General features: G+C 71.3%; 24 protein-coding genes. 12 read left to right on the forward strand and 12 right to left on the reverse strand.

Annotated elements, in window-relative coordinates; all coding sequences use genetic code 11:
- Window positions 1–687 (reverse strand): hypothetical protein (locus ALI22I_RS50235; RefSeq protein ID WP_077003753.1); only part of this gene is annotated, 687 nt, incomplete at its 3' end.
- Between the two features lie 28 nt (window positions 688–715).
- Here ALI22I_RS50235 and ALI22I_RS50240 point away from each other — a divergent pair.
- A complete protein-coding gene (locus tag ALI22I_RS50240; RefSeq protein WP_179118048.1) occupies window positions 716–964 on the forward strand; it encodes a hypothetical protein in 249 nt (82 codons plus the stop codon).
- Here ALI22I_RS50240 and ALI22I_RS01360 read toward each other — a convergent pair.
- The 4 genes from ALI22I_RS01360 to ALI22I_RS01370 all read right to left on the reverse strand — a co-directional run bounded on the left by ALI22I_RS01360 (window position 952) and on the right by ALI22I_RS01370 (window position 4,582).
- Window positions 952–1,938: a hypothetical protein gene (locus ALI22I_RS01360; protein WP_077003755.1), complete on the reverse strand. Its 987-nt coding sequence runs from the start codon at window positions 1,936–1,938 to the stop codon at window positions 952–954. The genes ALI22I_RS50240 and ALI22I_RS01360 overlap by 13 nt on opposite strands.
- 7 nt (window positions 1,939–1,945) lie before the next feature.
- Window positions 1,946–3,415, reverse strand: coding sequence for a phage portal protein (locus ALI22I_RS01365; protein ID WP_238598002.1), 1,470 nt, complete (start codon window positions 3,413–3,415; stop codon window positions 1,946–1,948).
- A 110-nt stretch (window positions 3,416–3,525) separates the two neighbouring features.
- Entirely contained in the window at window positions 3,526–4,281 is a 756-nt protein-coding gene (locus ALI22I_RS48400) for a DUF7687 domain-containing protein (protein WP_143531873.1), read from the reverse strand.
- Between the two features lie 49 nt (window positions 4,282–4,330).
- Window positions 4,331–4,582: a helix-turn-helix domain-containing protein gene (locus tag ALI22I_RS01370; protein ID WP_077003757.1), complete on the reverse strand. Its 252-nt coding sequence runs from the start codon at window positions 4,580–4,582 to the stop codon at window positions 4,331–4,333.
- 30 nt (window positions 4,583–4,612) lie between these two features.
- Between ALI22I_RS01370 and ALI22I_RS01375 the strand changes: the two genes are divergently transcribed.
- Window positions 4,613–5,470 carry a DNA adenine methylase gene (locus tag ALI22I_RS01375; protein ID WP_077003782.1) on the forward strand — a complete coding sequence of 286 codons (858 nt, stop codon included), beginning with the start codon at window positions 4,613–4,615 and terminating at the stop codon, window positions 5,468–5,470.
- A gap of 46 nt (window positions 5,471–5,516) precedes the next feature.
- On the opposite strand, the gene ALI22I_RS01380 is transcribed toward ALI22I_RS01375, so the two are convergent.
- Window positions 5,517–6,536: a terminase TerL endonuclease subunit gene (locus ALI22I_RS01380; RefSeq protein ID WP_077003758.1), complete on the reverse strand. Its 1,020-nt coding sequence runs from the start codon at window positions 6,534–6,536 to the stop codon at window positions 5,517–5,519.
- 64 nt (window positions 6,537–6,600) lie between these two features.
- On the opposite strand from ALI22I_RS01380, the gene ALI22I_RS01385 reads away from it, so the two are divergent.
- The 8 genes from ALI22I_RS01385 (at window position 6,601) to ALI22I_RS01415 (ending at window position 12,393) form a co-directional block, all read left to right on the forward strand.
- Window positions 6,601–8,382, forward strand: a complete 1,782-nt coding sequence (locus tag ALI22I_RS01385) for an IS481 family transposase (RefSeq protein WP_077003759.1) — start codon at window positions 6,601–6,603, stop codon at window positions 8,380–8,382.
- A gap of 594 nt (window positions 8,383–8,976) precedes the next feature.
- Window positions 8,977–9,348 (forward strand): hypothetical protein, encoded by a 372-nt coding sequence (locus ALI22I_RS01390; RefSeq protein ID WP_077003760.1) that lies wholly within the window; start codon window positions 8,977–8,979, stop codon window positions 9,346–9,348.
- A 16-nt stretch (window positions 9,349–9,364) separates the two neighbouring features.
- Window positions 9,365–10,018: a WXG100 family type VII secretion target gene (locus ALI22I_RS01395; protein ID WP_077003761.1), complete on the forward strand. Its 654-nt coding sequence runs from the start codon at window positions 9,365–9,367 to the stop codon at window positions 10,016–10,018.
- A gap of 8 nt (window positions 10,019–10,026) precedes the next feature.
- Window positions 10,027–10,437 (forward strand): YbaB/EbfC family DNA-binding protein, encoded by a 411-nt coding sequence (locus ALI22I_RS01400; RefSeq protein ID WP_143531874.1) that lies wholly within the window; start codon window positions 10,027–10,029, stop codon window positions 10,435–10,437.
- A 16-nt stretch (window positions 10,438–10,453) separates the two neighbouring features.
- Entirely contained in the window at window positions 10,454–10,777 is a 324-nt protein-coding gene (locus ALI22I_RS01405) for a hypothetical protein (protein WP_143531875.1), read from the forward strand.
- A 197-nt stretch (window positions 10,778–10,974) separates the two neighbouring features.
- On the forward strand, window positions 10,975–11,421 hold the full coding sequence (locus ALI22I_RS48405) for a hypothetical protein (protein WP_143531876.1): 447 nt from the start codon (window positions 10,975–10,977) through the stop codon (window positions 11,419–11,421).
- 502 nt (window positions 11,422–11,923) lie between these two features.
- Window positions 11,924–12,079 carry a hypothetical protein gene (locus tag ALI22I_RS50245; RefSeq protein ID WP_179118049.1) on the forward strand — a complete coding sequence of 52 codons (156 nt, stop codon included), beginning with the start codon at window positions 11,924–11,926 and terminating at the stop codon, window positions 12,077–12,079.
- Entirely contained in the window at window positions 12,076–12,393 is a 318-nt protein-coding gene (locus tag ALI22I_RS01415) for a hypothetical protein (protein ID WP_077003765.1), read from the forward strand. The genes ALI22I_RS50245 and ALI22I_RS01415 overlap by 4 nt, the downstream gene beginning before the upstream one ends.
- Window positions 12,394–12,484: 91 nt before the next feature.
- Here the strand turns inward: ALI22I_RS01415 and ALI22I_RS01420 are convergent, their stop codons facing one another.
- The 3 genes from ALI22I_RS01420 to ALI22I_RS01430 are packed head-to-tail and all read right to left on the reverse strand — an operon-like array spanning window position 12,485 to window position 14,954.
- Entirely contained in the window at window positions 12,485–13,810 is a 1,326-nt protein-coding gene (locus tag ALI22I_RS01420) for a serine/threonine protein kinase (RefSeq protein ID WP_077003766.1), read from the reverse strand.
- Entirely contained in the window at window positions 13,807–14,397 is a 591-nt protein-coding gene (locus ALI22I_RS01425) for a hypothetical protein (RefSeq protein ID WP_077003767.1), read from the reverse strand. The genes ALI22I_RS01420 and ALI22I_RS01425 overlap by 4 nt, the downstream gene beginning before the upstream one ends.
- Complete coding sequence (locus tag ALI22I_RS01430; RefSeq protein WP_077003768.1) at window positions 14,394–14,954, reverse strand: hypothetical protein; 561 nt, start codon at window positions 14,952–14,954, stop codon at window positions 14,394–14,396. Before ALI22I_RS01430 ends, ALI22I_RS01425 begins: the two co-directional genes overlap by 4 nt.
- 148 nt (window positions 14,955–15,102) lie before the next feature.
- On the opposite strand from ALI22I_RS01430, the gene eccD reads away from it, so the two are divergent.
- Together eccD and eccB are read left to right on the forward strand one after the other, a co-directional pair.
- Entirely contained in the window at window positions 15,103–16,476 is a 1,374-nt protein-coding gene (gene eccD, locus ALI22I_RS01435; RefSeq protein ID WP_077003769.1) for a type VII secretion integral membrane protein EccD, read from the forward strand.
- 3 nt (window positions 16,477–16,479) lie between these two features.
- The gene (gene eccB, locus ALI22I_RS01440; protein ID WP_077003770.1) at window positions 16,480–17,898 is read left to right on the forward strand and encodes a type VII secretion protein EccB; all 1,419 of its coding nucleotides are present in this window, start codon (window positions 16,480–16,482) and stop codon (window positions 17,896–17,898) included.
- Window positions 17,899–17,961: 63 nt separating this feature from the next.
- On the opposite strand, the gene ALI22I_RS01445 is transcribed toward eccB, so the two are convergent.
- The 3 genes from ALI22I_RS01445 to eccCa all read right to left on the reverse strand — a co-directional run bounded on the left by ALI22I_RS01445 (window position 17,962) and on the right by eccCa (window position 23,776).
- A complete protein-coding gene (locus ALI22I_RS01445; protein WP_143531877.1) occupies window positions 17,962–19,407 on the reverse strand; it encodes a hypothetical protein in 1,446 nt (481 codons plus the stop codon).
- Window positions 19,407–19,745, reverse strand: a complete 339-nt coding sequence (locus tag ALI22I_RS01450) for a hypothetical protein (RefSeq protein WP_077003772.1) — start codon at window positions 19,743–19,745, stop codon at window positions 19,407–19,409. The genes ALI22I_RS01445 and ALI22I_RS01450 overlap by 1 nt, the downstream gene beginning before the upstream one ends.
- Before the next feature lie 80 nt (window positions 19,746–19,825).
- A complete protein-coding gene (eccCa, locus tag ALI22I_RS01455) occupies window positions 19,826–23,776 on the reverse strand; it encodes a type VII secretion protein EccCa (RefSeq protein WP_077003773.1) in 3,951 nt (1,316 codons plus the stop codon).
- Window positions 23,777–23,820 lie beyond the last annotated feature (44 nt).

The raw sequence follows: 23,820 nt of genomic DNA on the forward strand, positions 1-23,820 counted from the left end.
GATGCGGGGTGCCGCTGCGCGGGCCTGCTCGGCCAGGCGCTGGTTCTTCAGGCTGATCGCGGTGGCCCAGTCGCCGCGGGCTTCGGCCTCGCGGATCTGCTCGGCGATGCCGGACGGCCCGCTTGACCGCTGCCCCTGCGAGGGGTCCGGGGCGGGGCGGCGCGGCCCGTCGACCCGCGCGAGGTGCGGGCGCTGGGCGAGCACCGCGGCGAGGTCGGCGGTGATGGCGGCGGTATCGACCCGGCCGTCCTCTCCGATGTAGCGGTCCCGGTCGTCCAGGTAGCGGGGCGCGTCGGTCGGGTCGGCCCAGCCGGAGGCGGCGGCGCGGATCTCCGCGTCCACCGCCGTGCGCCGAAGCTGAGCGAGCTGGGCTTCGGCGGCCGTGGCGCGCTCGGCGGCCTTCTCCGCGTCGGTCTTGGTCGCGGCCTCGATCTCGTCCAGCTTGGACGCCTTGGCCTTGTGCTCCCGTGCGGTCTGCTCCGCGCGGGTCAGCTTGGTGCGGGTCTCCTCGTACAGCGCCCGGTAATCCGGTTCGGTGGCCTTGCCGGTGCCTTCGGCCGGTGGGGTCGGGGCGGGCGGTTCCGGGGCCGGTGGAGCGGCTGAGGGCGGCTGTGCGGGCGGTTCCTGGGCGGGTGGGGTGGTCGGGTTGTCGGACAGGGCGGAAACCCCCTTTCGTGTGACGTGCACAGGTGAGCGGACGTGGGAAGATCCGCGCGTGAAGAACCGGCCGGTGCGGAGGCTCGCTGTCGCGGGGCTGCTCGCGACCACGGCCGGTGCCGGGGTTATGGCCGATGTGGACGGCGTTCCCAACCTGTGGCAGGCGTCGTGGTTGACGTGCGCGTTCGTCGCCGCCGGGATGGCGGGGTGGCTGACCTGTGATCAAAAAAACTCCGAGCCACAGAGACTTTCTGCGGACACATGGCGTAACTGCGCACAGATGCGTGCGCAGCTCTACCGGATGTAGCCGAAGCGGCGTAGCTGCCGGATCAGCTCGGCCTGGTCTTCGCCCACGGCGTTGACGAGCTGGGCGGCGGTTGGGCGGGGAACCCGGCTTCGGCGGTATCGGCCGCCGCTCTTGCCCAGCTCGCCGAGCTGACGGCCGACGCCCCTGCTGGTGATGGCCTCGCGGGTGAACTCGAACCCGCCCGCGACGTAGACCTGACCTCGGCGGCGGGCGTTGACCACGCGGCCTATGTCGGCACCGGCCCGGATCGCGGCGGCCTCGCCCTTGCCGAACGCGTGGTCCTGATGGGCGCGGGTCATGCCGTCGAACAGCGCTTGCGGGGAACGACTCTTGCCGCCCTCCCGCCACTGCTCGCTGGTGACCGGCCGCATTGAGCAGTCACAGCGCGGGTGTCGAAGGAACCCCGCCGAGTACCGGTAGAGCCGGCCCGACAGCAGGATGCAGCGCCCGCATGCGGGTAGGTGGACCACGCGTTCGTAGCCGGCGATGTCGGGTTCGACCACGGAGCCGACGTGCAGCGCGAGGCGGGCGGTGTCGGCGGTCTCGGTGGACACGTAGGTCAGCAGCCGCGCCAGCCCGAGGGCGCGAGCTTCGGTCTCGGGAACGTCGGCGGCACGGGCGCGGCGGTAGTAGCCGAACGCGAAGTCCATCAGCCCGCCGAGGAACAACCCGTTGGCGGCCAGGCCGATGAACGCCGAGGCCACCAGCAGCGCGAGCGGTGCGGACACCGCGCCCGCGGCCAGCAGCGTGCCCGCGATGTAGAGCGGCGCCAGCGCCGCCGACTCCTGCTGTGCCTCCTCCACCGCCGCCACGACCTGGGGCCGAATCTCCTCGGTCCAGGACGCGGACGGGGCACGCGGGTCCAACTGTGCCCAGGCGGTCTGGGCCTGGTCGACGGCCGCGCGGACGATGCGCTGCTGTGCCCGGTAGTACTCGGCATCGGTCGTGACGGCCGGTGCGGTGGGAGCTGTCACGGTGTGGTCACCTCCCGACAGGCACCGGTTCCCGGAACTGCACCGCCAGCGGCGGCACCAGCGCCGAGGGGCCGAGCTGGACCGGCGCGCGGCGCGGGCCGGATGCCCGCTCGAACTCCTGCTCGGGCTCGTCCTCGTCGTCGGGAACGCGCGGGGCGGGGATCGGCTTGGGGCCGAACTCGTCGGCCTGGTCCCCGATGGCGCGCGAGTAGGCCTCGGCGTCCTCGGCCTCCATGTCCCGGATCTGGGCGTCGGAGTAGCCCAGCGCCCGGCGCGACGCGCGGCGCGGCAGCAACCGGTCCGCGCTGAACAGCTTCACGACCCCGTCGGCCTGCGCGGCGAACGTGGGCGTGGCCGCGTCCACCCACTGGGCTTCCATGCGCAGCGCCTCGTCCGGCACGCGCCCGTCCCGCACCCGCAGCACCGTGCGCATGACCTCCTCCCAGCCGTCACCGAACGACCGCTGGCGGCGTTCGGCGCGCTTGATGTGCCGGGACTCCGAACTGCGGATGCCGTCCGCCGACGCGGGGTTCTCCGTGGCGTAGCCGAGGAAGTGCGGCGGCAACCCCGTCAACGACGCCACGAGCCGGGCCAACGCGTTCAGGGTGTTGTGGAAGTTGGACAGGTCGGCTTCCGGGAACTGCCCGACGCTGACGCCGTCCTCCTTCGGGCTCTTGGGCGAGGCCCACAGGACACCGGCCACCGCCTCCCACGGCGTGAGCGGTCGGCCGTTGGCGTCGACGAAGTCCTCTTTGCCGAACCCGAGCGCGTACCTTCGCGGCATCGCGTGGAACTCCGCGCTGATCATCATGTCCGTGGCGATCTTCGACGCGGCATCGGAGAGCGGCAGCACGGCCGCCAGCTCGGAGCGGCCGAGCCGGGGCGGTGCGGTGCGGCGGCGACGCGTGCGGGGCCGATTGACGATCGGCACCACCGGCACTCGGCCCATGCCGTGTTCGTCGCGCTGGTCCTCGGCCCAGGTTCCGCCGCCGTCCTCGCTGGTGTACCAGATGGTCTCGTTGGGCAGGTACAACGTCGCCCACGCCTCCGTGGAACCGTCCTCGGCATCGTCGCTGAACTGCCGTTTCAGTGCCGCGCGGACGCGGCGGGTCCGCGGGTCCAGGTCGACGTGCACGTCCAACGGGGACTCCACCGTCACCAGTGGTGTGGCGGCGTCGTCCTCGTTGGTGCCGACGATGGCGAACGCGCGGCCCAGGGTCAGGGCGTCAATGTGGGCCTGCTCGGCGTGCAGGTCCAACCGGTTGGCCTGCCAGATCTGCCACAGCTCCGCGTCGGCGGCCTGCTGCCCGCCCAGCCGGAACCCGGTCAGGTCCAACCGCTCGTCCAACGCGTCCACGACGAGCTGCGGCCAGTTGATCACCACCTGGCGCACACGGCCGTCCAGCCGCCGGATCAACTCCGGATGCATGTACGACAGCGGCTGTTCGCCCTCGTAGTAGGCGTCCAGCAACTCCAACTCGGGAAGCTGGCGTTGTGCAGCCGCGCCAACCGCGCCACCCACTGGTCGGGCGACATCTCGGCCAAGGTGGTGACCAACCGCGTCACCCGCCTTCGGAGCGCTCTACGTCAGAGAGTGACGTCTTCCAAGCAAAGTTCTTCAACTACCTTTGGCCACGTCGTGAGGACTTCCCTGCCGACGATCAACTCGTCAAGGAGTCCTGAATAAAGCAGATCTACAGCTCGGCGGAGATCGGAGATTCGCGCGCTCCATTGGTGACGGCCATCCAGGAGTGCATAATGCTTGATCTTGACTCCGTGAAGCGCCTCGAATGCCCTTAGTTCCGTGCCTACGAGTTGACACTCGTAGATTGCGTCGGACATTTTGCTGCCACCGCTGGTCTTGCCCCAGTACTCTTTGATCTCCCATAGCGCTTGGGGGTTGCTGAGTCCAGGGAAAGCGCCATCGAGTCGGCGCGGGCTTACCCAGAGATGATCATCGGCTACGGCACTTGCGCGTCGCTGTGGATTAACGTTAACGGTCTTGCCGTGTCGAGCGCAGATCTCGATTGTGATGGCTTCTACCGTTGCGACCAGGGCTTTGGAGGATTGATGATGGGCCATCTGCGTGCCGTAGCTCTGAAGCTGCTTAGTGGAGATTGCGGCGAAATCCTCCTTAGCCTCTTCCTCTGATCTCATCAGGCCGAGCAGATCGCTGGAGAGTTCCGCTCGAAGGCTAAGATACTCGGCGAGAGGCTTGACGAGAGCGCTTCGCCTGCGTAGATAGGAGTCGAATGTCGCTACTTGCTGTTCTTCCCACGCAAGAAGCGGGGGCAGGATCTCGTCCTCAGTGGGGACTTTTCGCTTAAAGATGTCGACCAGCATTCGCACGGCATGCCAAAACGGGTCGTCCCATGATGGTGAAGCGAAGCCTTCAAGGCGTCGCATTGATCCCCCGGTTTGAAGAGATTCCGTCAAGGAGTTGTCCTGGGGGAACGTGAAGTGCGTCGGCAATCCGCAGAATGTTCACGAGGCTGACGTTTCGTTCGCCGCGTTCAATACTGCCGATGTAGGTCCTATGCAGCCCTGCTTCGTCGGCTAGGCCCTCCTGGGAGAGTTTGAGAGCCTCGCGTGCCTGACGCACGCGGGCTCCGAAGGCCCGCGCTGCTTCTTCGTGATCGCCCATCGCTCGGCTAAGATGCTCCGGGTGAAGACGATGCGTCTACAGACGATGAGTAGCACTCGCGGCGAAGGTCGGTCGTTCCTGAAGTGGGCTGGAGGTAAGACGCGGTATGCCGACCAGATCGTCGCTGCCGCTCCGCAGTACTCCGGTACCTACTGGGAGCCGTTCATGGGAAGCGCGGCGGTGTTCTTCGAGTTGGCTCCGGCCAAGGCTGTGCTGTCAGACGCGAACCCGGAACTGGTGCACTGCTTCCGCGTCGTGGCGCGTGATCCCGAGTCGGTCATGTGTCGATTGGACGAAATGCCGAATAATCGGGAATACTTCGAAAGTGTTCGTCGGCAGGACGTTAAGGCGCTTGATGACGTCGACAGGGCAGCGCGCGTAATCTACTTGAACAAAACTTCTTTCCGGGGATTGTGGCGGGTTAATCGCGCAGGGCAGTTCAATGTCCCCTATGGTGCTTACGATCGGCCGTACTACAACCGCGCAACATTGCTTGCGGCGTCTAAGCTGCTGCAAGGCGTCGAAATCCGAGAAGCTGACTTCGGCGACTCGCTTCGCGAAGCCTCCTCAGGTGACTGGGTCTTTCTTGATCCGCCATACATCCCTGAAGGGGGATATTCGGACTTCAAGCGATACACCTCGGGGCAATTCCACGAGAGTGACCACGAACGCTTGGCCGAAGCGATGCGCGAATCTTCGAAGCGCGGGGTTTTCCTGACGTTGACCAACAGTGATACGGACGCGACTCGTGCAATCTTCAAAGATTTCACCGTGCGTCGCATGGCAACGCGCCGTGACATCAACCTCCAGTCCGATAAGCGTTCGAGCTGGGATCTGGTTTTCACGAATTATGACGTGCCCGATGACGATACCTTGCGGCTTTTCTAGTTGCGAAACAGGTTGGGTATAACGGGATGTCAACCTCATGTTCGACTTAAATGACAACTGTCATTCGTGAGGTCTTTTTGGCTTTTTGTCCGCGTAGTCTCCACGCGCCTACCGCCATTGTGGCAGTGGGAACGGCATCGATGCGCTTGCCGGTCTTGCCGCGCTCCGGCTTGTCGGGGCGGATCAGGTCCGGCTCACCGGGTGGGTGCCGTACTTCGACACTGTCGAAGCAGAATTCGGCGACCGGGTTGCCGTGGTGGGACCAGCCACGTGACTTGGTCAGGGCCATGAGTTCGGTCATGCCGTGGGTCATGCCCTTATAGGTCTGGGCTACAGGGAACATCGGCACGCCAGTCCGCCGTTCGAGGCGTTGGCGGACGGGTTCTCCGGACCACTCGTCGTAGGAGATGTCCGCGACCCGCAACAGGCCGGTGTCGGCGGTGATGTCGTTCTCGACGGTGTCGTAGTCGATGACCTCACCGTCGGTGACGGTGATCCAGCCCTGCTCGGCCCACCGGCTGACGCGACCCTCGGTGCGTTCGTTCAGAAACGCCACTCCGGCCTCAGGCAGCCAGAACCGCCACAGCGCGGAGGGGTGGCCGTCGATGCCCTCCGGGACGATGAGACACCACGCGGTGAGGTCGAGTTTGGACGCCAGGTCCAGCCCGCCCCAGGCTGGTCGACGGGCCAGCGCCTCACGCAGCCGTGCCGGTTCGTCGTGCACGGTTCCGACGCACAGCAGGTAGAGGTGCATCGGCATCCACCGGGAGGACTGCGAGACCCACTGGTTGAGGCGGCACTGGCGGAAGGCGTTCTCTTTCGCGGGGTCGTTGCGGGCTTCGAGCGCTTCTTCCCGCAGGGAGGCCAGTGAGAGGAAGTCCCCGAGGGCGGGGTTGGAGTGGTACCAGTTGGCCTCGTCCCACGGGTCTGCGTCCTCCGGAAGGTTGCGCAGGTAGACAAACCGGTGCGGCGCCCGTGACGGGTCCTCAGCGATCCGGGCGAACTCATCGTGTTCGGTGTCAATGTGTGGGCTCAGGAGATCCTTGACCGATCGTTCTCGGGACATGCTTGACCGGTTCCAGTGATCATGATCTTGTCTGTTCTTGATCGAGTAGCTGGATCACGGATGGATGGTTGTGGATCAGCAGGCGCAGGTGGAGTACCGCTACCGGGCGGTGTGCGAGGTGCTGGGCGGGTCGCCGATCGGGGAGGTCGCGGCCAGGTATGGAACCTCGCGACAGTCGCTACATGCCTGGCGGCAGCGCTTCCAGCTGGAGGGCATGCCGGGCCTGACGGACCGGTCGCGGCGTCCGCTCACCAGCCCGAATCGCACGGCGGCCGAGGTGGAGGCGCTGATCTGCCGGCTGCGGCGTGATCATCCTCGGTGGGGCGCTCGGCGGATCAGCTACGAGCTCGGCCGACGTGGTGTCGAGCCCACGCCGTCGCGGGCGACCGCGCATCGGGTGCTGGTGCGCAACGGCCTGGTCGTGGCGCAGACACAAGAGCACAAGCGCAAGTACCGGCGCTGGCAGCGCGCGGAACCGATGCATCTGTGGCAGCTCGACATCGTCGGCGGTGTGCCATTGGCCGACGGACGCCAGTGCAAGATGGTCACCGGGATCGACGACCACTCACGGTTCGTCGTGATCGCAGCGGTGGTCGCGGTGCCTACAGGACGCGCGATATGCGCGGCGTTCACCGAAGCGATGCGCCGCTACGGCGTTCCCTCGGAAGTCTTGAGCGACAACGGAAAACAGTTCACCGGCAAGTACAACCGGCCGCTGCCGGTCGAGGTGCTGTTCGAGCGGATCTGCCGGGACAACGGCATCACCCAACGGCTGACCAAACCCCGCTCGCCCACGACCACCGGCAAGATCGAGCGGTTCCACAAGACACTGCGCGAGGAATTCCTCGACCACGTCGCCCCGTTCGAGTCACCGGCCGCCGCGCAGGAAGCCGTCGACGGCTGGGTCGCCGGTTACAACCACCAGCGGCCGCACCAGTCGTTGGACATGGCCACCCCTGCCAGCCTGTTCCGCCCCAACGGCCCCACCCGGCTCGAGGTGTCCCAGTCCACATCAGACGAACCGGTGTCCGATCTGGTGGTCGACGTGATCGAGCCGCCCACACCGGCCCCGGACGGGATGGCCGTGGAGTTCGAGGCACGCGTGCCGCCCAGCGGCGAACTCTCCGTCCTGTCCGGGCGGCAGAAGGTTTCGCTGCACCAGGCCATGGCCGGGCGGACCGTCACCATCTGGGCAGACCAGCGCAGCATCCACGTCTCCTCCGACGGGCACGTCGTGCGCACGGTCGCATCCCGGCTGCGGCCCGAGGACCTGCGGCACCTGGTGATGCGCGGTGCCCGCGTCGCCGGGCCGCAGCCCGCCCTGCCCGCGCTGCGCCGACGTGACGGCATCCCAATGCTGCCCGAAGGCGGTGCGGTCGAGATCGACCGCTCGGTCAACAAGGACGGCGTGGTCACCATCGCCGGCACTACGCACCTGGTCGGCTTCGCCCACGCGGGCCGCAAGGTCACCCTGCGGCTGGACGGGCACCTGATGCACGCCGTGCTCGACAACGTCCTCATCGGCAGCTGGCCCTGCCCGATCAGCACCGACCAGCTCGCCCGCTTGCAGGGCGCACGCATGCCGTCCAGTCCGTTGCCGCCACCGCCGCTGCCCGCGGGATCGCTACGCGCCCAACGGCGAGTGCACGCCAGCGGCCGCATCCTGGTCGGCGGTCAACGGATCAAACTCGGACCGCGTCACCGCGGCAAGCTCGTCACCGTCGTCATCGAAGACACCCACCTCCGTGTCCTGCACGGCGAAGAAGAGATCGCCGTCCGGCCCCGCCACAGCCTCAAGCCGATCACCAGGCTGCACGTCACCGGCAAAGGCGTCACGCCCAGCTGACGTTAAGCATGTCCCGACGACAAACGGTTAAGCATGTCCTGAGCCCACACACGACAGTCCGATCGGTTTCGCGCCGGGTGCTCTCTGTTAACGCTGAGCCGGTGGACGGGCGACTCAGGCTGAGACAGTGATCCGAGCGGGGCTTCTGGATGCGAGAGCTGCCGCTTTGCGCCACTGCTCGCTGGTGACCGGGCCCATGGGCAACCGCAACACGAGTGCCACACGAGAACCTGGTCGAATATCGGAGCGACCGACCCGAGAGCAAGATGCAGCGCTAGTGCACGGGCAAGGCCCCCTTGGTGCCCGGCGATCTCGGGCTCGGCCACCGCCCCGACGTGCAGGGCCAGACGGGCGGTGTCGGCCGTCGGGCGCGTGATGGGCGCGAACGCAGACGATGTGGGCCGATCTGGACGGCCGATTCACGATGTCGGTCACGAAGTGGTCAGTGGTCGTGCGGTGGTCGACCTGTTGGCGGTGGGGGACGTCGTTTCACCCGTGAGGCTGATCGACTCCGGTCGTTTGTTCGTTCACGGCTGTGGCGGTGGTTGCTGCTGTTACATTGCGGCACCGGGTGATCGCAGGGGGTGACGTGGCATGGGATCTCCAGGACGGGGATACGCGCTTGACCCGGCCGAGTTCGATCGGTTGAAGGCAACGCTCAAGGCTGCGGGGGAGGCGCTGGGCCTGCGCGACTTCCGCGCCAAGGCCAGTCTCGAGGGCAGCTTGACGGTGCAGTCGGTGAGCCCGCACGAGAACATCGAGGAGACCGTTGACGAGGTGATCCGGGCGTTGACGAAGTTCGTCGATCAGGACTACGCCCAAGCCAGTCGGGCCGTGCAGGACTTCATCAACCGGGTGCACAGCACGATCGAGACCGCGATCGACGGCGTCCACCGGACGCAGCAGGAGTACCTGGAAGCCGAGAAGCTGGTCGGAGACGGTCTGCGTCGGGTCTACCCGGAATGACCAGGAGGAGGAACGCATGGGCTTCCTGCAGTCGGTGATCACGGACTCCTTGCTGTCGGACGCGGGGGAGATCGACGGGTTCACCGCCCGCCACGCTCCCGGTCTGCCTTCGATCGAGGCCACCTTGAGGGTTGTCAGGGAGATCGACCCGGAGTCGTTCCGCAGGATCGGGCGGGACGTGTGGGGCACGGGGCAGTCCGATGGCGCGGACGAGTTGGGCCGGGCGATCGACGAGTGCGTCAAGGGCTTGGAGACGGCGGCCAACCAGGCTTCGGCGTGGACCGGTGAGGCGAGCAACGCCTACACCGAGCGCATCAACCGGATGAAGCAGGCATTGGGCGAGATGCGCAAGCCCGCTCACGACGTCGGTCAGGCGCTGGTCGACCTCGCTGACGGCTTCGAGTTCAAGGCGTCGGACATGTGGAACAACATCTGGAGCGCCATCGGGTTCGTGCTCGGGATCATCGGTGTCATCGCCGGCATCATCGTCGGCCTGACCGGGATTGGTGCCGTCGTGGGCCTGATCCTGGGCATCCTCGGTGTCCTGGCGGGTCTGGCCGCGTGGTGGCACTCGCAGAAGTTCAAGGCCGACGAGCAGATCGCCAAGTGCGCGGAGGCGTCCGCCGACGCGGTCAAGGCGATGGAGTCGCTGGGCAGGATCCAGCCCTAGGAGGAACCGTGGACCCGCAGGAAATGGTCGCGCAGGCGCAGGAACGGTTCGCCAAGATCAGGAATGATCCCGAGAAGGCCTTGTTCAGCCAGTACAAGGGTGTGTCGCCCAGTGGTGCCGTCACGGTGTGGGTGGACATGATGGGCAAGCTCGTCCGGGTGCACATGGCGCCCAACACCCTTTACGAAGGAGGGGAGCCCTGGTTGGCCGAGGAGCTCATGGCGGCGCACGAGGCGGCCAAGCGGGCTGCCGAGGTGCTCGACTTCAGCATGGCCGATCTGGCGCGTGAACTCGACGACGCACTGCGATTGAAGCAGCACGTCACCGCCGTGCCTGAGACCCCGCCGGTTGAGCGGCGCGGCGTCGCACATCGCCCTGATGATGACGAGTCGTTCGAGAACCGGAGTCACCTGCGCTGACATGTCGCGACCTCTCATGACCGACCGCGGCCTCGCGGTGGCGTGCGCACTGGTCTTCGCGACCCTCTTCGGAGTCGCGGTGCTCGGGCTCGCCCAGGTGACATCGACGTATCAGTGGTGCGGACAGGACGTGGCGGGACAACTCGCGTCGACCGAGGTGGTGGCGGAGTTGCGCCTCGGCGCCACCCCATCCGTCGTCTGCCGGAGCGGCGCGGTGACCTTGGAGGTGCCGATCGCACCTGTCGTCGCGAGCGTGGTGTTCGCTGTGATCGGAATGGCGATCAGTCTCGTCACCGTGGTCATCACCGCGCGACGTGTTCGTGCTGCCAGGAGACGCTGACGGCGCGAGCGGCCACTTCAACGGTTCACGCGGCCGTAGGGAGGAGTTCGTCCGCTGAGCTGCTGTGACGCAGTCGGCGGGCGACCTTCCGCCTGCGGTGGACTGGGCACCGGGGATGGGAGAATGAGCCGACTGATCTCGGTCCGGGGGCGCCGGAGTGGGAGTGCTTCCCGTTCTGGGTCCGTACCGCGGACGAGGTGGTCACCGACAACTGCTCGGCCGAGCGGCTCGTGGCCGAGTTCGACGCGCCGGCCGATGTGGCGGCGGCGATCGTTGCGTGGGACGACGAGTTCCAGGCCGTCTACAACCGAAGCGATCCGGAGAGTTCGGGCTTCCCTGACGAGGCGGCCACGGCGGCGTGGCACGACCGAGGTGAGCGGTTGGCCGAGCAGTTGGCCGCGGCGCTGCGGGGTGCGGACCGAGTTCCATACCGCTCGGGGGGACCGTGTGTTCGGCGGTTGAGGTCGGCACCTGTTGCTGCCGTTCACACTGCGGTGTGTGGAGCAAAACTGGAGCAGGCGGTGGAGTTGAACGACCTGCGACGGCGTTCGACGGCTTCGAACGGTGGTGAACGACACCGGCTGACGTGGTGGTTCTCTGTTTGCGCTGGTCAGGGCACTGATTGGTCCGGGCTGGCAGTGTGAGGGTCAGGGGTTCGAGTCCCCTCAGCTCCACAATCGAATACAGCATACGAATCGCCCGCCGACCTGCGAAACAGGTTCGGCGGGTGATCTTGTTTGCCGCTCCACTGTGGACAGTGTCACGCCTGACTGGAGCAAACTGGAGCAGGGTCCGGAATCCCGCGAAATAGGGTCACCGGACTGCTCCAGGAACGGGTCGCCCCTCCGAGTGGTATCCGGTGCGGTCTCCGGGATCTCCCCCATCGTGCCTGGATCGACCGACGTGTCCACAACCGGTAGCGCTCTGATTTCGGCGCTGCTGTCGTGTGCGGCGGTATCTCCGGTGCTGCTGACTCAGAGCGGTCGATCGGATACGGATGCCAGGTTGGCACGCGATGCGGATTGGTGCCCTCGCGAAGCGCTCCACCAAGGCTGGCCGTCGTGATCGCCTGGTCGGTGCCGAATGGTGAGTGGTGGTGCGCAAGTTCGAGCGATGATCCGGCGCGACCTATACCACCTTTCGTCGGTGGCACTCTTGGTCAGACTGCTGCGCCGGCAGAACGAGAAGCTGACCTCGGATCTGGCGAAGACCCGGATGGCGTTGGACATCATGGGAAAGCACATGCTCTTGGCAGAACTCTCCGAGAGCACGGACAACGACAGGCCGCCCAGGACGTCATGACGGCCGCGTTCACCGAACTGCGCGCCGCCGACATCCCGGTCACGACCTCGTGCGCGCTGACCGGCACGTCCCGGGCGACGCACTATCGGCACGCCGACCGGAAAGGTCCGTTGCACGGTCCCTGGCTGCCCGCAGCCCGCCGCCGCACGCCCTGGACGCCGCCGAGCGCGCGAGTGCTGCGGGTGTCGACCAGCCCGGCCTACCGGGATCTGGCGATCCCGCAGCCCGACTCGTCGGTGCTCGGCTGCGTGACCGACGGGCCGAACGTCGTCAGCACCGGTTGCGGCATCGAGGTGCCCTACGCGACGACCTGACAGCACGGCTGCGCGACCGCTTCCGCGCACTGTCGGTGCAGTCCTGCCGCCTGTGCTGGTGAGGTCGTCGGCAGGCCCGCGGTCGAGCGGGTCACTTCTGGCAGACGGCTTCGCGGATCGGTTTCGGGTCGCTCTCGTAGACGCGGCTGCCGTCGGTTGCCTGAACCAGGAAGCAGTACCGGCGCACCGGGTCCACCGGCACCGTCATCGTGTGGTTGCGTTCTGCCAGCAGGACCCGCCGCTCCTCGCCCTCACCCACGACGATCACGGCGAAGTCCAGCGCCCGGCCGCTGTGCCAGGCCAGCTCCACCTGGTTGCCCTGGTCGACCGGCTCGCCCAGTTCCAGTTGCACCGCCGGGCCGGGCTCGGTGCTGGTATCGATGGCCGAGCCGACCGGTTTGGGGGTGGTGGTCAGCTCCTCCGGGTTGGTGCGCAGCAGCACGACCGGCGCCAGGACCAGCGCGGCCGCGAGCACCGCTCCGCCCACGAGCACCTCGGGGCGGATCCTGCGCTTCGGTTGCGGGGCCGCCGGCGGAGGGGAGTGCGGAGGCGGTTGGGCTGGGGCGAAGTCCGGCTCGATTGTCGGGGGGTGGTGTGCGGTGAAGTCGTCCGGTTGGTCCGCGGCGAAGTCGTCGAAGTCCTCCCGGGCGCGCACCGAGGGCAGCGCGGTGCCCAGCAGGTCGACCACCGCCGCCGCGTCGGCCGGACGCCGTCGGGGGTCCACGGCCAGCAACCGGGCGACCGCGGTGGCCAGGGCCACCGGCACGTCCGGGCGGGCGATCGCCGGCACCGGCTCCTTGAGCACGCGCAGCACCCGTTCCTCGGGCTGCTCGCCCAGCCGGCCGGGGTGGGGGGAGCGGCCGGTGAGCGCGAAGTGCAGCACCGCGCCGAGGCCGTACAGGTCGGTGCGCTCGTCGAGGGTGTCGCCGCGCAGCGACTCCGGCGCCTGGAACTCCACCGCGTGCAGCGGGTCGCGGCTGAAAGCCTGCCGCAGGACCACGCCGAAGTCGGCCAGCACCGGTTCTCCTGAGGGGCGGAACAGCACGTTGTGCGGTGTCACGCCGCCGTGCACGATCCCCGCGTCGTGCGCGGCGGCCAGGGCCAGCGCCGCGGCCCGGCCCAGGACCACGACGTCCGCCGCGCTCAGCGGCCCGGTCCGGCCGACCAGGTCGGCCAGCGACTGCGAGCACCTCGTCATCCGCAGCGCGTGCCTGCCGTCGGGCAGGGCGTCCACCCCGTCCACCGGCAGCACCGACGGCAGTGACCGCAGAAGTGTGTGCTGCCGCCCGACCACCGCCAGCGTCCGCTTGTCCAACGCCTTCGGGTAGACCTTGAGCACCACCGGCTCGCCCTGGTGGACCGCCGCGTAGACGGTCGCCACCGGGCCCGCACCCAAGGGGGTCCACTCGCCGCTCATGCCCGCCGCACCACGTCCAGGTAGGCGCAGCTGTTGATCAGCAATACCCGAAGGTCCCCCACCAGGTCCTCCCACAGCTCGTCGCCGCCGCGCGGCTCGTCCAGCCGCACGGCCACCTCGGCACGGGCGGCGTGCACGTGCCACAGGCTCGGCGCGACCGGACCCCACTGCCACAGCTCGTGGCTGCCCGTGTCCAGCACCGCGACCGGTGGCAGACCGGGGATGCCGACACCGTGCCGGTCGGGGTCGGCGGCGGTGTTGCCGGAGCCGACCAGCAGAGCCTCCAGCCGGTACCTCCCGGCGAACCCGGGGACGTCGCCCTCGCCCACCAGCGCCAGCACTCCCGCCGCGGCCAGCCGCTCGACCGCGCCGGTGGGGTCGGCCAGTCCGGCCTCCTCGGCCAGCGACACGGCGTCCGCGGCGGTCCACGCGCCGCGCCCGACCCGGCCGGAGCCGTGCGACAGGACCCACACGCCGAACTCGTCCTCGGTCAGCTCGTGCACGTCGCGGCCCACGCGCACGCCGTGCGTCCCTTCCGGGTGCCGTTCGCCCGCGTAGTGGCCGACGGGGAACACCAGCGGGCTCACCGGTCCACCTCGATCCGCACGTCCACGCACGCCACCCCGGCCGACAGCATCCGGTGCAGCGCACCCAGCACGCCTGCGAGCACGAGTTCCGGGTCGATCCGGTCCGGGTCGGTCGCCCCGGCCTCCGACGCGACCCGCACCGACTCCAGGCAGGCACTCCACAGGTCCGGTGACAGGTGCGCCCACTGCCACACGTCGTACAGCGGGCCGGACATCACCACCAGCGGCTGGTGGAGCAGGCCCACCGAGTACAGCCAGGGCTGCTCGGCGGTGTTGCCCAGGCCGAGGACCAGCGGCAGCAGCCGGTGCCCGGTGGCGAACCCGACCGCGTCGCCCGGCGCCACCTCGGCGAGTACGCCGGCGCGCAGCAGGCCCTCGGCGCCGCCGACCGGGCCGTCGGGGTCGTGCGCCTGCCGCCACCGCGCGAAATCGGCGTCGTCCAGCTCCACGACGTCGGCTCCGACCCGGATCTGCCGCACGTGCGCGGCGAACCCGGCATCCGGGTGGAACGCGCCGAGGTCGTGTCCGATCGGCACCGCCAGCACATCGCCGCCCACCGCGCCACCTCCTGGGGTGTGTCCGCTAGCTGCCGGGTGCGTTCCCCGGTCGGTCCAGTGCGGCCATCGTAGGAGCGCACCACCGCCCCGATCCGGTGCTCGGCAGGTTGCTGCCGGGGCCGGCCCAGTGAGGAGTCGAGGACGTCCCATGAACATCACCGGTCTGGTCCGGGTGACCGTGGCGGCACCCAACCGGCGGATCGACCTGGCCCTGCCCGAGCGGACCCCGCTCGCCGAACTCCTGCCCGGCCTGCTGCGGCACGCCGGCGACCACCTCGCCGACCAGGCCGCCCGTGCGGGCGGCTGGCTGCTGCGCCGCGCTGACGGCGAACCCCTCGACGCGGCGCGCACCCTGGCGGCGCACCGGGTCCTCGACGGCGAGGTGCTGCACCTGGTGCACGCCCGCACCGACTGGCCCGAGCTGGAGTACGACGACGTGGTGGACGCCATCGCGGCGGGCTCGGCCCGCGCGGGCGCGACCTGGGAGCCGCGGCACACCCGGTGGGGTGGCCTCGCGTTCGGCGCCGCAGCGGCCCTGCTCGGCCTGGTGGCCGTGCTGCGCGCCGGGCCGCCGTGGTCGGGCGCCGCGCCGGCGGCGACGGCCGCGGCCGCGGTGCTGCTGGTCGTCGGGATAGTGCTGGCCAGGGCGGCGGGTGACGCGGGCGCGGGCGCGCTGGTGGCGTTGGTCGCGCTGCCGTTCGCCTTCGTCGGCGGCGCCCTGTTGCCCGGGGGCGACCTGGAGCTGTCCGACCTCGGCCCGGCGCACCTGCTGGCCGGGTCGACGGCATTGGCCGCGGCCGGCGTGGTGGCGCTGCTCGGCGTGGTCGACCGGGCCGCGCTGTTCGCCTGCGCGGCGACCGCTGGACTCCTCGGCGTCCTCGGTGCGTGGCCCGCCACCGCGGGCGCCCTGGCCGGTCACGAGGCCGCAGCCGTGCTGGCGGGTGCGGGGCTGGTGTTCTCGCCGCTGCTCGCGCCGCTGGCGATGCGGCTGGCGCGCGTGCCCATGCCGGTGCTCCCGCGCGGTGCCGGCGACCTGCTGAGCGACCTTCCCCAGCCACCGCGATCGGCGGTGTACGCCACGGTGGTACGGGCGGACGCGCTGCTGACCGGGATGCTCACCGGGGTCGTGCTCGCGGTGGTGCCGTGCCTGGTGCTGCTGGTGCGCGACGGCGGCACGTCCGGGCTGGTGCTGGTGGCCGTGCTGGCGGTCGGCCTCCTGTTGCGCGCCAGGCTGTACCCGGTGGTGCGGCACCGGGCGCCGCTGCTCGCGGCGGGTGGCTTCGGCGCGGCGGCGTTGGCGCTGGGACCGCTGATGGCGCAGCCCCCGGCGGTGATCGCGTCCGTCCTGCTGGTGGTGGGCGGCTCGGCCGCGGCGGCGGGGCTGCTGCACGCCAAGCGCGCGGCCGGGCCGTTCCTCGGGCGGGCCGCGCAGGTGCTGGAGGTCCTGGTCGTGCTGGCCGTCGTGCCGACCGCGTGCGCGGTGCTCGGCCTCTACGGCTACCTGCGCGGACTGGGGGGCTGAGCCGTGGCGACCAAACGCGACCAGTTGCACGCCCAGCAGTTCCTCGGCCGGCGCGTCGTGTCGGCGCTGGTGACCCGCGAGACAGACCCGGAGCAGCCACCGTTCCGCGATCCGGGGCGTGCGGCGCTGGCGGGCATCGCGGTGGCGGTGCTGGCCCTCGCCGCGTTCGGCGTCTACGGGCTGATCGTGCCGGGCGGCGCCAACGCCTGGCGCGACGGCCGATCCGTCCTGGTGGAGAAGGAGACCGGCACCCGGTACGTCTACCTCGACGGCAGGCTGCACCCGGTGGCCAACTACGCGTCGGCGCTGTTCGCGCTCGGCACGCACGCCGACGTCCGCACCGTGTCGCGCGAGTCGCTGGTCGGCGTGCCGCGCGGACCGCGCATCGGGATACCCGACGCACCGGACGCGCTGCCCGGTCGGGACCGGGTGCTCGACGGCGGCTGGACGCTGTGCTCCCGGCTTGTTGCCGGGCCGACCGGCGAGACCGCGCCCGAATCGGTGGTGCTGGTCGGTCGGGAGCCCGACGGCGGCAGCCCGCTGGCCGACCGGGCGCTGCTGCTGGCCGCGCCCGACAGCGGTGACCGGTACCTGGTGAGCGGCGGTCACCGGCACCGGGTCGCCGAGGCCGACGCGGTGCCGGTGGGGCTCGCGCTGCGCTCCGCGGCACCGTTGCGGGTCAGCCCGGCCCTGGTCGACGCGCTGCCCGCGGGACGGCAGGTCGCGCCCTTGCCGGTGCCGGACGCGGGTGCGCCGTCGAAGGCCGTGCCCGGCCGCGACGACCTGCGGGTGGGGCAGCTGGCGGTGGTGCAGACCTCCGACGGCGGTGTGCGGCACCACCTCGTGGAAGCCGACCGGCTGCGGCCGATCAGCGCGCTGCAGTACGACGTCCAGCGGGCCTTCAAGCCCACGGCCGCCGCTTACGGCGGGCGCGAGCCGGTGGGCGTCCCCCTGGGGCTGATCGCCGCGGGGGAGGCAACCGTGGCGCCGGTGGCCGCGGCGGAGGACGGCGACCCGCCCGCGGTGCGGCCGGAGTTCGCCACCGGTGGCGCCGAGTCGGTGGTGTGCCTGGTGTTCGACCCGGGCGCCCGGGTGCCCCGGGTCGTGGTGGACCCCGTGCTGCCGCGGCCGGACCCGCTGACCGCCACCCGCGGCCGCACCGACGGCGGCGCCGCGCTGGCCGACCGGGTGGTCGTGCCCGCCGGGTGGGTCGCGCTGGTCGAGGCCGTCGCCGGCCCGGAGGCGCCCGCGGGCACCGTGCTGGTGGTGACCGACCAGGGCCGCGCCCACCCGCTGGCCGATCGGGCAGGCATCGAGGTCCTCGGGTACGCCGGTGCCCGACCGGTGCGGTTGCCCGCGGGCCTGGTGGCCCGCGTGCCGGTGGGCAGCAGCCTGGGGCACGAGGCCGCGCTGGCCCGCTGACCCCCGCGGACGAGGAGAAAGCCCCGGGTCCTGGTGGACCCGGGGCTTTCTCCGTCGTGCCGGTCAGCGGGCGGGACGGCGATGCACCCGCGCTTCGCCGACCACCGGGGCCGCCGGTTCCTCGACCTGCCACAGGTCCTCGGCCGGGACGTGCGGCGCGGGCGCCGCCTCCGGTGCCCGCCTGGGCGCCGTCGTGAACCGTGCCGCCGGGTCGGCCGCCGCCCGGCCGCGCAGCAGCGCGGGCACCCCCGGCGTCGGGTTCGGCCCGCGACCGCGGCCCACCGGCTGGTGCCTGGACGTGCCCGGCCCGGGGCGCCCGCCGCCGCCGGTCGCGCCGGCCATCGGGGGAGCCATCGGCGGCACGGCGCCCGCACCCGCCGGGGTGCTCCCCGGCGGCACCGCCCGCGCGGCGTCGGCGGGCGCGGTCGGGGCCTGCCCGGCCGTGGGCGTCGCCGCGGGCTGGACCGGTTGCGCCGCTTGCGGGATCGCCCACGCGGCGGGCGGGGCCACCAGGCCCGGCAGTCCACCCGCGCGGGCGGCGACACCGCTGCTCCCGACACCGCTGGTGCCGACGCCGCCGCGCGGGGCGGCAACCGCGCCCGGCAGCACGGGCGGGGGTGTGGTGAGCGGCGGCAGTGTCGTGTCCGGCGCGGCGATCGGCGGGATCACGGGTGGCAGGGTGCTGCCCGGCAGCGTCGGCAGCGTCGGCGCACCGCCTCGGCCCGACAGCGTCGGCCCACCCCCACTCCCGCCCGCGCCCGCGGCGGCTCCGCCGGGGGCCGTGGCACCGGGTGCCGGCCCACCCGCAGACCCACCTGCGGGCGCGGCACCGGCGGGTGTGGCGCCCGCCGGCGCACCCGGGTCCGCGAGGGGAGCCGCGGCCGTCTCCGACGCGGCGGACGGACCGCCGGTGGGCGCAGCGGTCGGGGCCCCGCCCGGTCCACCCGGTGCCGCGGGCCCGGCCAGCGGGCCCGCCCACGGCAGGCCGTTCGACGCGCCGCGGAACAGGTCCTCGGCCGTCTTGTACGCCCTGACCACGTCGTAGATCGCCGTGACGCCCTTGACCCGCAGGGCTTCCATGTCCCTCTTCAGGGCTGCGATCAGGGGCAGTGTCGACCCGTCGGGCGAGTTGGCTGCGCTCAGGGCGTCCAACTGGCGCTTGAGCTCCTCCCACTCCTTCAGGGCGTCGTGGATCGTCTGGTGCGCCGTACGGACCTGGGCGGCCGTTTCGCCCAGCTTGGTGGTGACGCCCGAGCCCTGGATGGTGTCCCTCCAGCTCCGGATCGCCTGCCCGCTCTCCTCGGCGCGGCCGATCAGCGTCGTGCCCGCCGCGTCGGGCCAGGCCCGGTCGAGGTCGCCCGTCCGCTCGGTCAGCGACTTCAGCGCGGTGTCGAGCGTGGATATCGCATTCGTCCACCGCTGTGCCGACTGCTGGAACCCGTCGGCGTGGGCCACCTCCGCGTCGATGATCGCCGCCAGCTGCGGCAGCTCCATGCCCTGGTAGTTCATCAGCCCCACCGCCCCCGCCAGGAGTCCGCGATGTCGCGGGGTCCTTGGTTCGCCGCCTGCGCCAGCACCGCCGCGCCCTGCGCGTCGGCGGACTCGTACCTGGCCGCGCAGGCGTCGGCGATCGCGGTGTACGCCTGGAACCCCGTGACGACGTCGGTCACGAACCGCACCAGGTGCTCGACCGCGGTCTGCTCGACCGCTCGCAGCGACCCGCACTCCACCAGCCCACCCCCGCACTGCCCGGGCACCGGTTGGTTCACCGCGCCGGGATCCGGGCCGGTGAGGTTGAAGTCGTGCATCGCGTCGGTCCTGCCCTTGAGGCCGTCCTCAGCAGCCATGTCCCCTCCTCGTGATGTTCCCCGGACGACAACGGGTCGCCGCGCGCCGCCGGGGTCGGCGCGCGGCGACCGGCCGCCGGCTACTCGGCCGGCGGCAGCCAGGCCAGCTGCACCAGCCCTCCGGGTTCGCGCCTGCTGATCAGGCGGCCCCGACCGGGCGGCAGCTGCTGCGCCTTCACCCCGCCCAGCAGCGGGCCCTCGTCCCGGTCACCGGACAGCAGCAGGCCGGGGGTGCCGACGTCGCGCATCCGGGCGAGGAACCGCTCGTACAGCGCCCGCGCCGCGCCGCCGGTGCGGCGTGTCACCACCACGTGCAGGCCGATGTCGCCGGCCTGCGCGAGGTGGTCGACCAGCGGCAGCAGCGGGTTGGTGGAACCGCCTGCGACGAGGTCGTAGTCGTCGACCAGGACGAACAGCTCCGGCCCCTGCCACCAACTGCGCTTGCGCAGCTGCTCGGGCGTCACCCCCGGTCCGGGCAGCCGTTCGAGCATGGCGTCGGCCGCCTCGGTCATCAGGTTCCCGGTGCTGGTCAGGTCGGTGCCGTAGCCGATGACGTGCTCGGTGGTCACCTCGCTCAGCAGGCTCCGCCGGTGGTCGACGATGATCAGCCGGGCCTCGGCGGGCGTGCGGTTGGCGGTGATCCGGTGCGCGAGCAGCCGCAGGAACGAGGTCTTGCCCGAGTCGGAGTCGCCCAGCAGCAGCAGGTGCGGGTCGGCGGCGAAGTCCAGGCGCACCGGCGACAGGTCGTGCTCGGCGACGCCGACGGAGAACCGCAGCCCCTCGTCGGCGGACGGCAGGGACGTGTGCGGCAGGTGGTCGGGCAGCAGCCGCACGGCGGGCGCCCGCTCACCCGGCCACGCCGCGGCGACCGCGTCCACCAGCGCGGTCAACCCGGCGGTGAGGTCGTCTGCGGAGCGCACGCCGTCGATGCGGGGGAGCGCGACCAGCGCCTGGTGCCTGCTGGTCACCACGCCGCGCCCAGGGGCGTTCTCCGGCACGCTCGACGCGCTCGCCCGGTCCACCGCGGTGTCGATCGGATCGCCCAGCCGCAGCTCCAGCTTGCTGCCGAACAAGTCGCGCAGCGCGGGCCGCAGGTCCAGCCAGCGCGAGCAGGTGACCACCACGTGCACGCCGTAGGCCAGCCCGCGGCCCGCGATGGCGGTGATCACGTCCTCCAGGTCCTCGAACTCCTTGCGCAGCGTCTGCCAGCCGTCCACGACCAGGAACACGTCGCCGTGCGGGTCGTCGGTGATCTGCCCGGCGGCGCGGCGCGCGCGGTGGTCGGCCATGCCGTCGACGCCGAGCGCGGCGAACCGGCGCTCCCGCTCGGCCAGCAGGCTCGCGACCTCGGCCACGGTGCGCCGCACCGCGCCGGTGTCCTGCCTGGCCGCGACCCCGCCCACGTGCGGCAGGCCGCGCAGCGCGGCCAGCGCGCCGCCGCCGAAGTCCAGGCAGTAGAACTGCACCTCCCACGGTGAGTGGGTGAGCGCCAGGCTCGTGACGAGGGTGCGCAGGGCGGTGCTCTTGCCGGTGCGCGGCGCGCCCATCACCACCGCGTGCCCGGCGGCGGCGGACAGGTCCAGCACCAGCGGGTCGCGGCGCTGCTCCAGCGGCCGGTCCAGCTCGCCGACCACCGCGTGCAGCGGCTTCCCGCCGGGCGCGCGCAGGCCGTGCACCGGGTCGGCGACCGGCGTGCCGAGCAGCTGGTCCAAGGTCACGGGCTCGGCCAACGGCGGCAGCCACACCTGGTGCGCGGGCGTGCCGCGCCCGGCCAACCGGTCGACCAGGATGTCCAGCAGGCTCTCGCCGACCGCCTCGTCCGGGTCGTCCGCGACCTCGTCCGGCTCGGCCTCCTCCACCACCGGCGGCGCCACGTAGGCCGTGGAGTACTCCGCCAGGCCGTCCGCCTCCTGCTCGCCGGGTCCGCTCGCGCCCACCTCGACCGGCCGGTGCACGCCGGAGACGTAGGCCGATCGGAACCGGGCCATCGGCTCGGTGGCGAACTTGAGGAACCCGTGGCCCGGTGCGCGCGGCAGGCGGTGCGCGTCGGGCACGCCGAGCACCGCCCGGCTCTCCACGTCGGAGAACGTGCGCAGGCCGATCCGGTACGACAGCTGCGTGTCGAGCCCGCGCAGCCTGCCCTCCTCCAGCCGCTGGCTGGCGAGCAGCAGGTGCACCCCGAGCGCCCGGCCGATCCGTCCGATCTGGACGAACACGTCGATGAAGTCGGGCCGCGCGGAGAGCAGTTCGCTGAACTCGTCGCACACCACCAACAGCGTCGGCACCTCGGGCAGCGGCGCACCCGCCGCGCGCGCTTTCTCGTAGTCGCGCAACGAGGAGAAGTCACCCGCGGCGCGCAGCAGCTCCTGGCGGCGGATCAGCTCGCCGTTGAGCGCGTCGGTCATCCGGTCCACCAGCGGCAGCTCGTCGGCCAGGTTGGTGATCACCGCGCTGGTGTGCGGCAGCCGGTCGAGGCGGGCGAACGTCGCGCCGCCCTTGAAGTCGACCAGCGCGAAGTTGAGCGAGTTCGGCGGGTGCGTCACGGCCAGCGCCAGCACCAGCGTGCGCAGCAGCTCGCTCTTGCCCGAGCCCGTCGCGCCGATCAGCAGCCCGTGCGGTCCCATGCCGTCCTGCGCGGACTCCTTGAGGTCCAGCTCGACCGGCGTGCCGTCCGGCCGGATGCCGAACCGCACCCGGAGCCGGTCCCGGCTCGGCCGCGGCACCCACGTGTCGGCCGGGTCGAACGCGTAGGGGTCGCCCAGGTCCAGCAGGTCCGCCAGCCCCAGCTCGGCGCTCATCGGCTGCTCGCCCCGCACGCCCCCGGTCAGCCGCAGCGGCGCCAGCTGCCGGGCCAGCGCCTCGGCGGCGACCGCGGGCAGGGCGTCGGCGACACCCAGCTCGGCGTCGTCGTCAGTGGTCCGGCTCCTCAGCGCGCCGTCCGCGCCGACCTCCAGCACCAGCACCGACCGGTCCGGCATCCAGGGGGACCCGCCGGTGAGGTCCAGCACGGTGACGCCCTCGACGCCGCCCTCGGTCATCAGGTGGTCCGAGCCGGCCACCGCGCCGCCGTCCAGCACGACCACCAGGTGAGGTCCGGCGACCGGTGCCGCGCGGTCCGGGTCGAACCGCGGCCGCTTGGCCAGCAGGTCCTCCAGCATCGCCTCCAGGCCGGTGACGGCGGGCGCCACCAGCCGGAGCGGACCGAGCGCGTCGGTGCGCTCCGGGTGCAGCGCGTGCGGCAGCCACTTGACCCACTCCCAGTCCTCGCGCCGCTGCGGCGACGCGCACACCGCGATCCGCAGGTCGTCCGGCGGGTGCAGGGCGGCCAGCTGGGCGAGCAGTGCCCGCACCAGAGCGGCCACCCGTTCGCGGTCGCCGTCCAGGTGGATGCGCGCGAACCCGGTCACGGCCATCGCCAGCGGCAGGTCGGGCACCGCCGAGTACGTGGTGATGAACCGGCGCAGCGCCAGGGCGGACAGCGGTTCCAGCTGCTCCAGCGGAGCGGTGTCCGGCGGCACCAGCGCGGTGGCCAAGCCCTGCCTGCCCAGACCGACGCGCGCCACGCCGAAGTCCTCGTCCTCGCGCCGGCGCTCCCACAGCCGCCTGCTCGCCACCAGCGACCACAGCGACGCCGGGTCCGGGTGCAGGTACCACAGGGCTTCCTGCTGCCTGCGGGCCGTGCGCGCCACCCGCATCCGGTGCTGGGCCAAGTCGCGCAGGTACGTCCGCCGCGCCTGGGCCATCTCCCGCTTGCTCGGGCCGCCGCCGTTGAGGAACGCCGCGGCGACCATGCCGAGCATCGCCACCGCGAACAGGCCCATGACCACCATGCGCAGCACGCCCGCCGAGGAGCCGCTGAACATCACCACCGAGCTGCCCATGATCGCCACCATCGGCAGCACCATCAGCACCTGCGTCCACTGCCGACCGGCCGGCACCGGGATCTCCGGCGGCGCCTGGAGCACCAGCTCACCGGACGGCATCCCCGGCGCGGCACCGCGCGCCGGCCTGCGCACCACGACTGTCACCACCGCGCGACTCCCTCACCTCGGTTCCCGGCAGATGGTCGTCGCGG

This window comes from Saccharothrix sp. ALI-22-I, assembly GCF_001984175.1.
GTDB lineage: Bacteria > Actinomycetota > Actinomycetes > Mycobacteriales > Pseudonocardiaceae > Actinosynnema.

What these genes read in the sequence shown, in the direction of transcription:
- ALI22I_RS01405 (WP_143531875.1), top strand. Translation starts at nt 10,454, where the DNA reads ATGACCGACCGCGGCCTCGCGGTGGCGTGCGCACTGGTCTTCGCGACC.
- ALI22I_RS01390 (WP_077003760.1), top strand. Translation starts at nt 8,977, where the DNA reads ATGGGATCTCCAGGACGGGGATACGCGCTTGACCCGGCCGAGTTCGAT.
- ALI22I_RS01395 (WP_077003761.1), top strand. Translation starts at nt 9,365, where the DNA reads ATGGGCTTCCTGCAGTCGGTGATCACGGACTCCTTGCTGTCGGACGCG.
- ALI22I_RS01450 (WP_077003772.1), bottom strand. Translation starts at nt 19,745, where the DNA reads ATGGCTGCTGAGGACGGCCTCAAGGGCAGGACCGACGCGATGCACGAC.
- ALI22I_RS01380 (WP_077003758.1), bottom strand. Translation starts at nt 6,536, where the DNA reads ATGTCCCGAGAACGATCGGTCAAGGATCTCCTGAGCCCACACATTGAC.
- ALI22I_RS01415 (WP_077003765.1), top strand. Translation starts at nt 12,076, where the DNA reads ATGACGGCCGCGTTCACCGAACTGCGCGCCGCCGACATCCCGGTCACG.
- eccD (WP_077003769.1), top strand. Translation starts at nt 15,103, where the DNA reads ATGAACATCACCGGTCTGGTCCGGGTGACCGTGGCGGCACCCAACCGG.
- ALI22I_RS48400 (WP_143531873.1), bottom strand. Translation starts at nt 4,281, where the DNA reads ATGCTGGTCGACATCTTTAAGCGAAAAGTCCCCACTGAGGACGAGATC.
- ALI22I_RS01420 (WP_077003766.1), bottom strand. Translation starts at nt 13,810, where the DNA reads ATGAGCGGCGAGTGGACCCCCTTGGGTGCGGGCCCGGTGGCGACCGTC.
- ALI22I_RS01370 (WP_077003757.1), bottom strand. Translation starts at nt 4,582, where the DNA reads ATGGGCGATCACGAAGAAGCAGCGCGGGCCTTCGGAGCCCGCGTGCGT.
- ALI22I_RS01375 (WP_077003782.1), top strand. Translation starts at nt 4,613, where the DNA reads ATGCGTCTACAGACGATGAGTAGCACTCGCGGCGAAGGTCGGTCGTTC.
- ALI22I_RS01385 (WP_077003759.1), top strand. Translation starts at nt 6,601, where the DNA reads ATGGTTGTGGATCAGCAGGCGCAGGTGGAGTACCGCTACCGGGCGGTG.
- ALI22I_RS01445 (WP_143531877.1), bottom strand. Translation starts at nt 19,407, where the DNA reads ATGAACTACCAGGGCATGGAGCTGCCGCAGCTGGCGGCGATCATCGAC.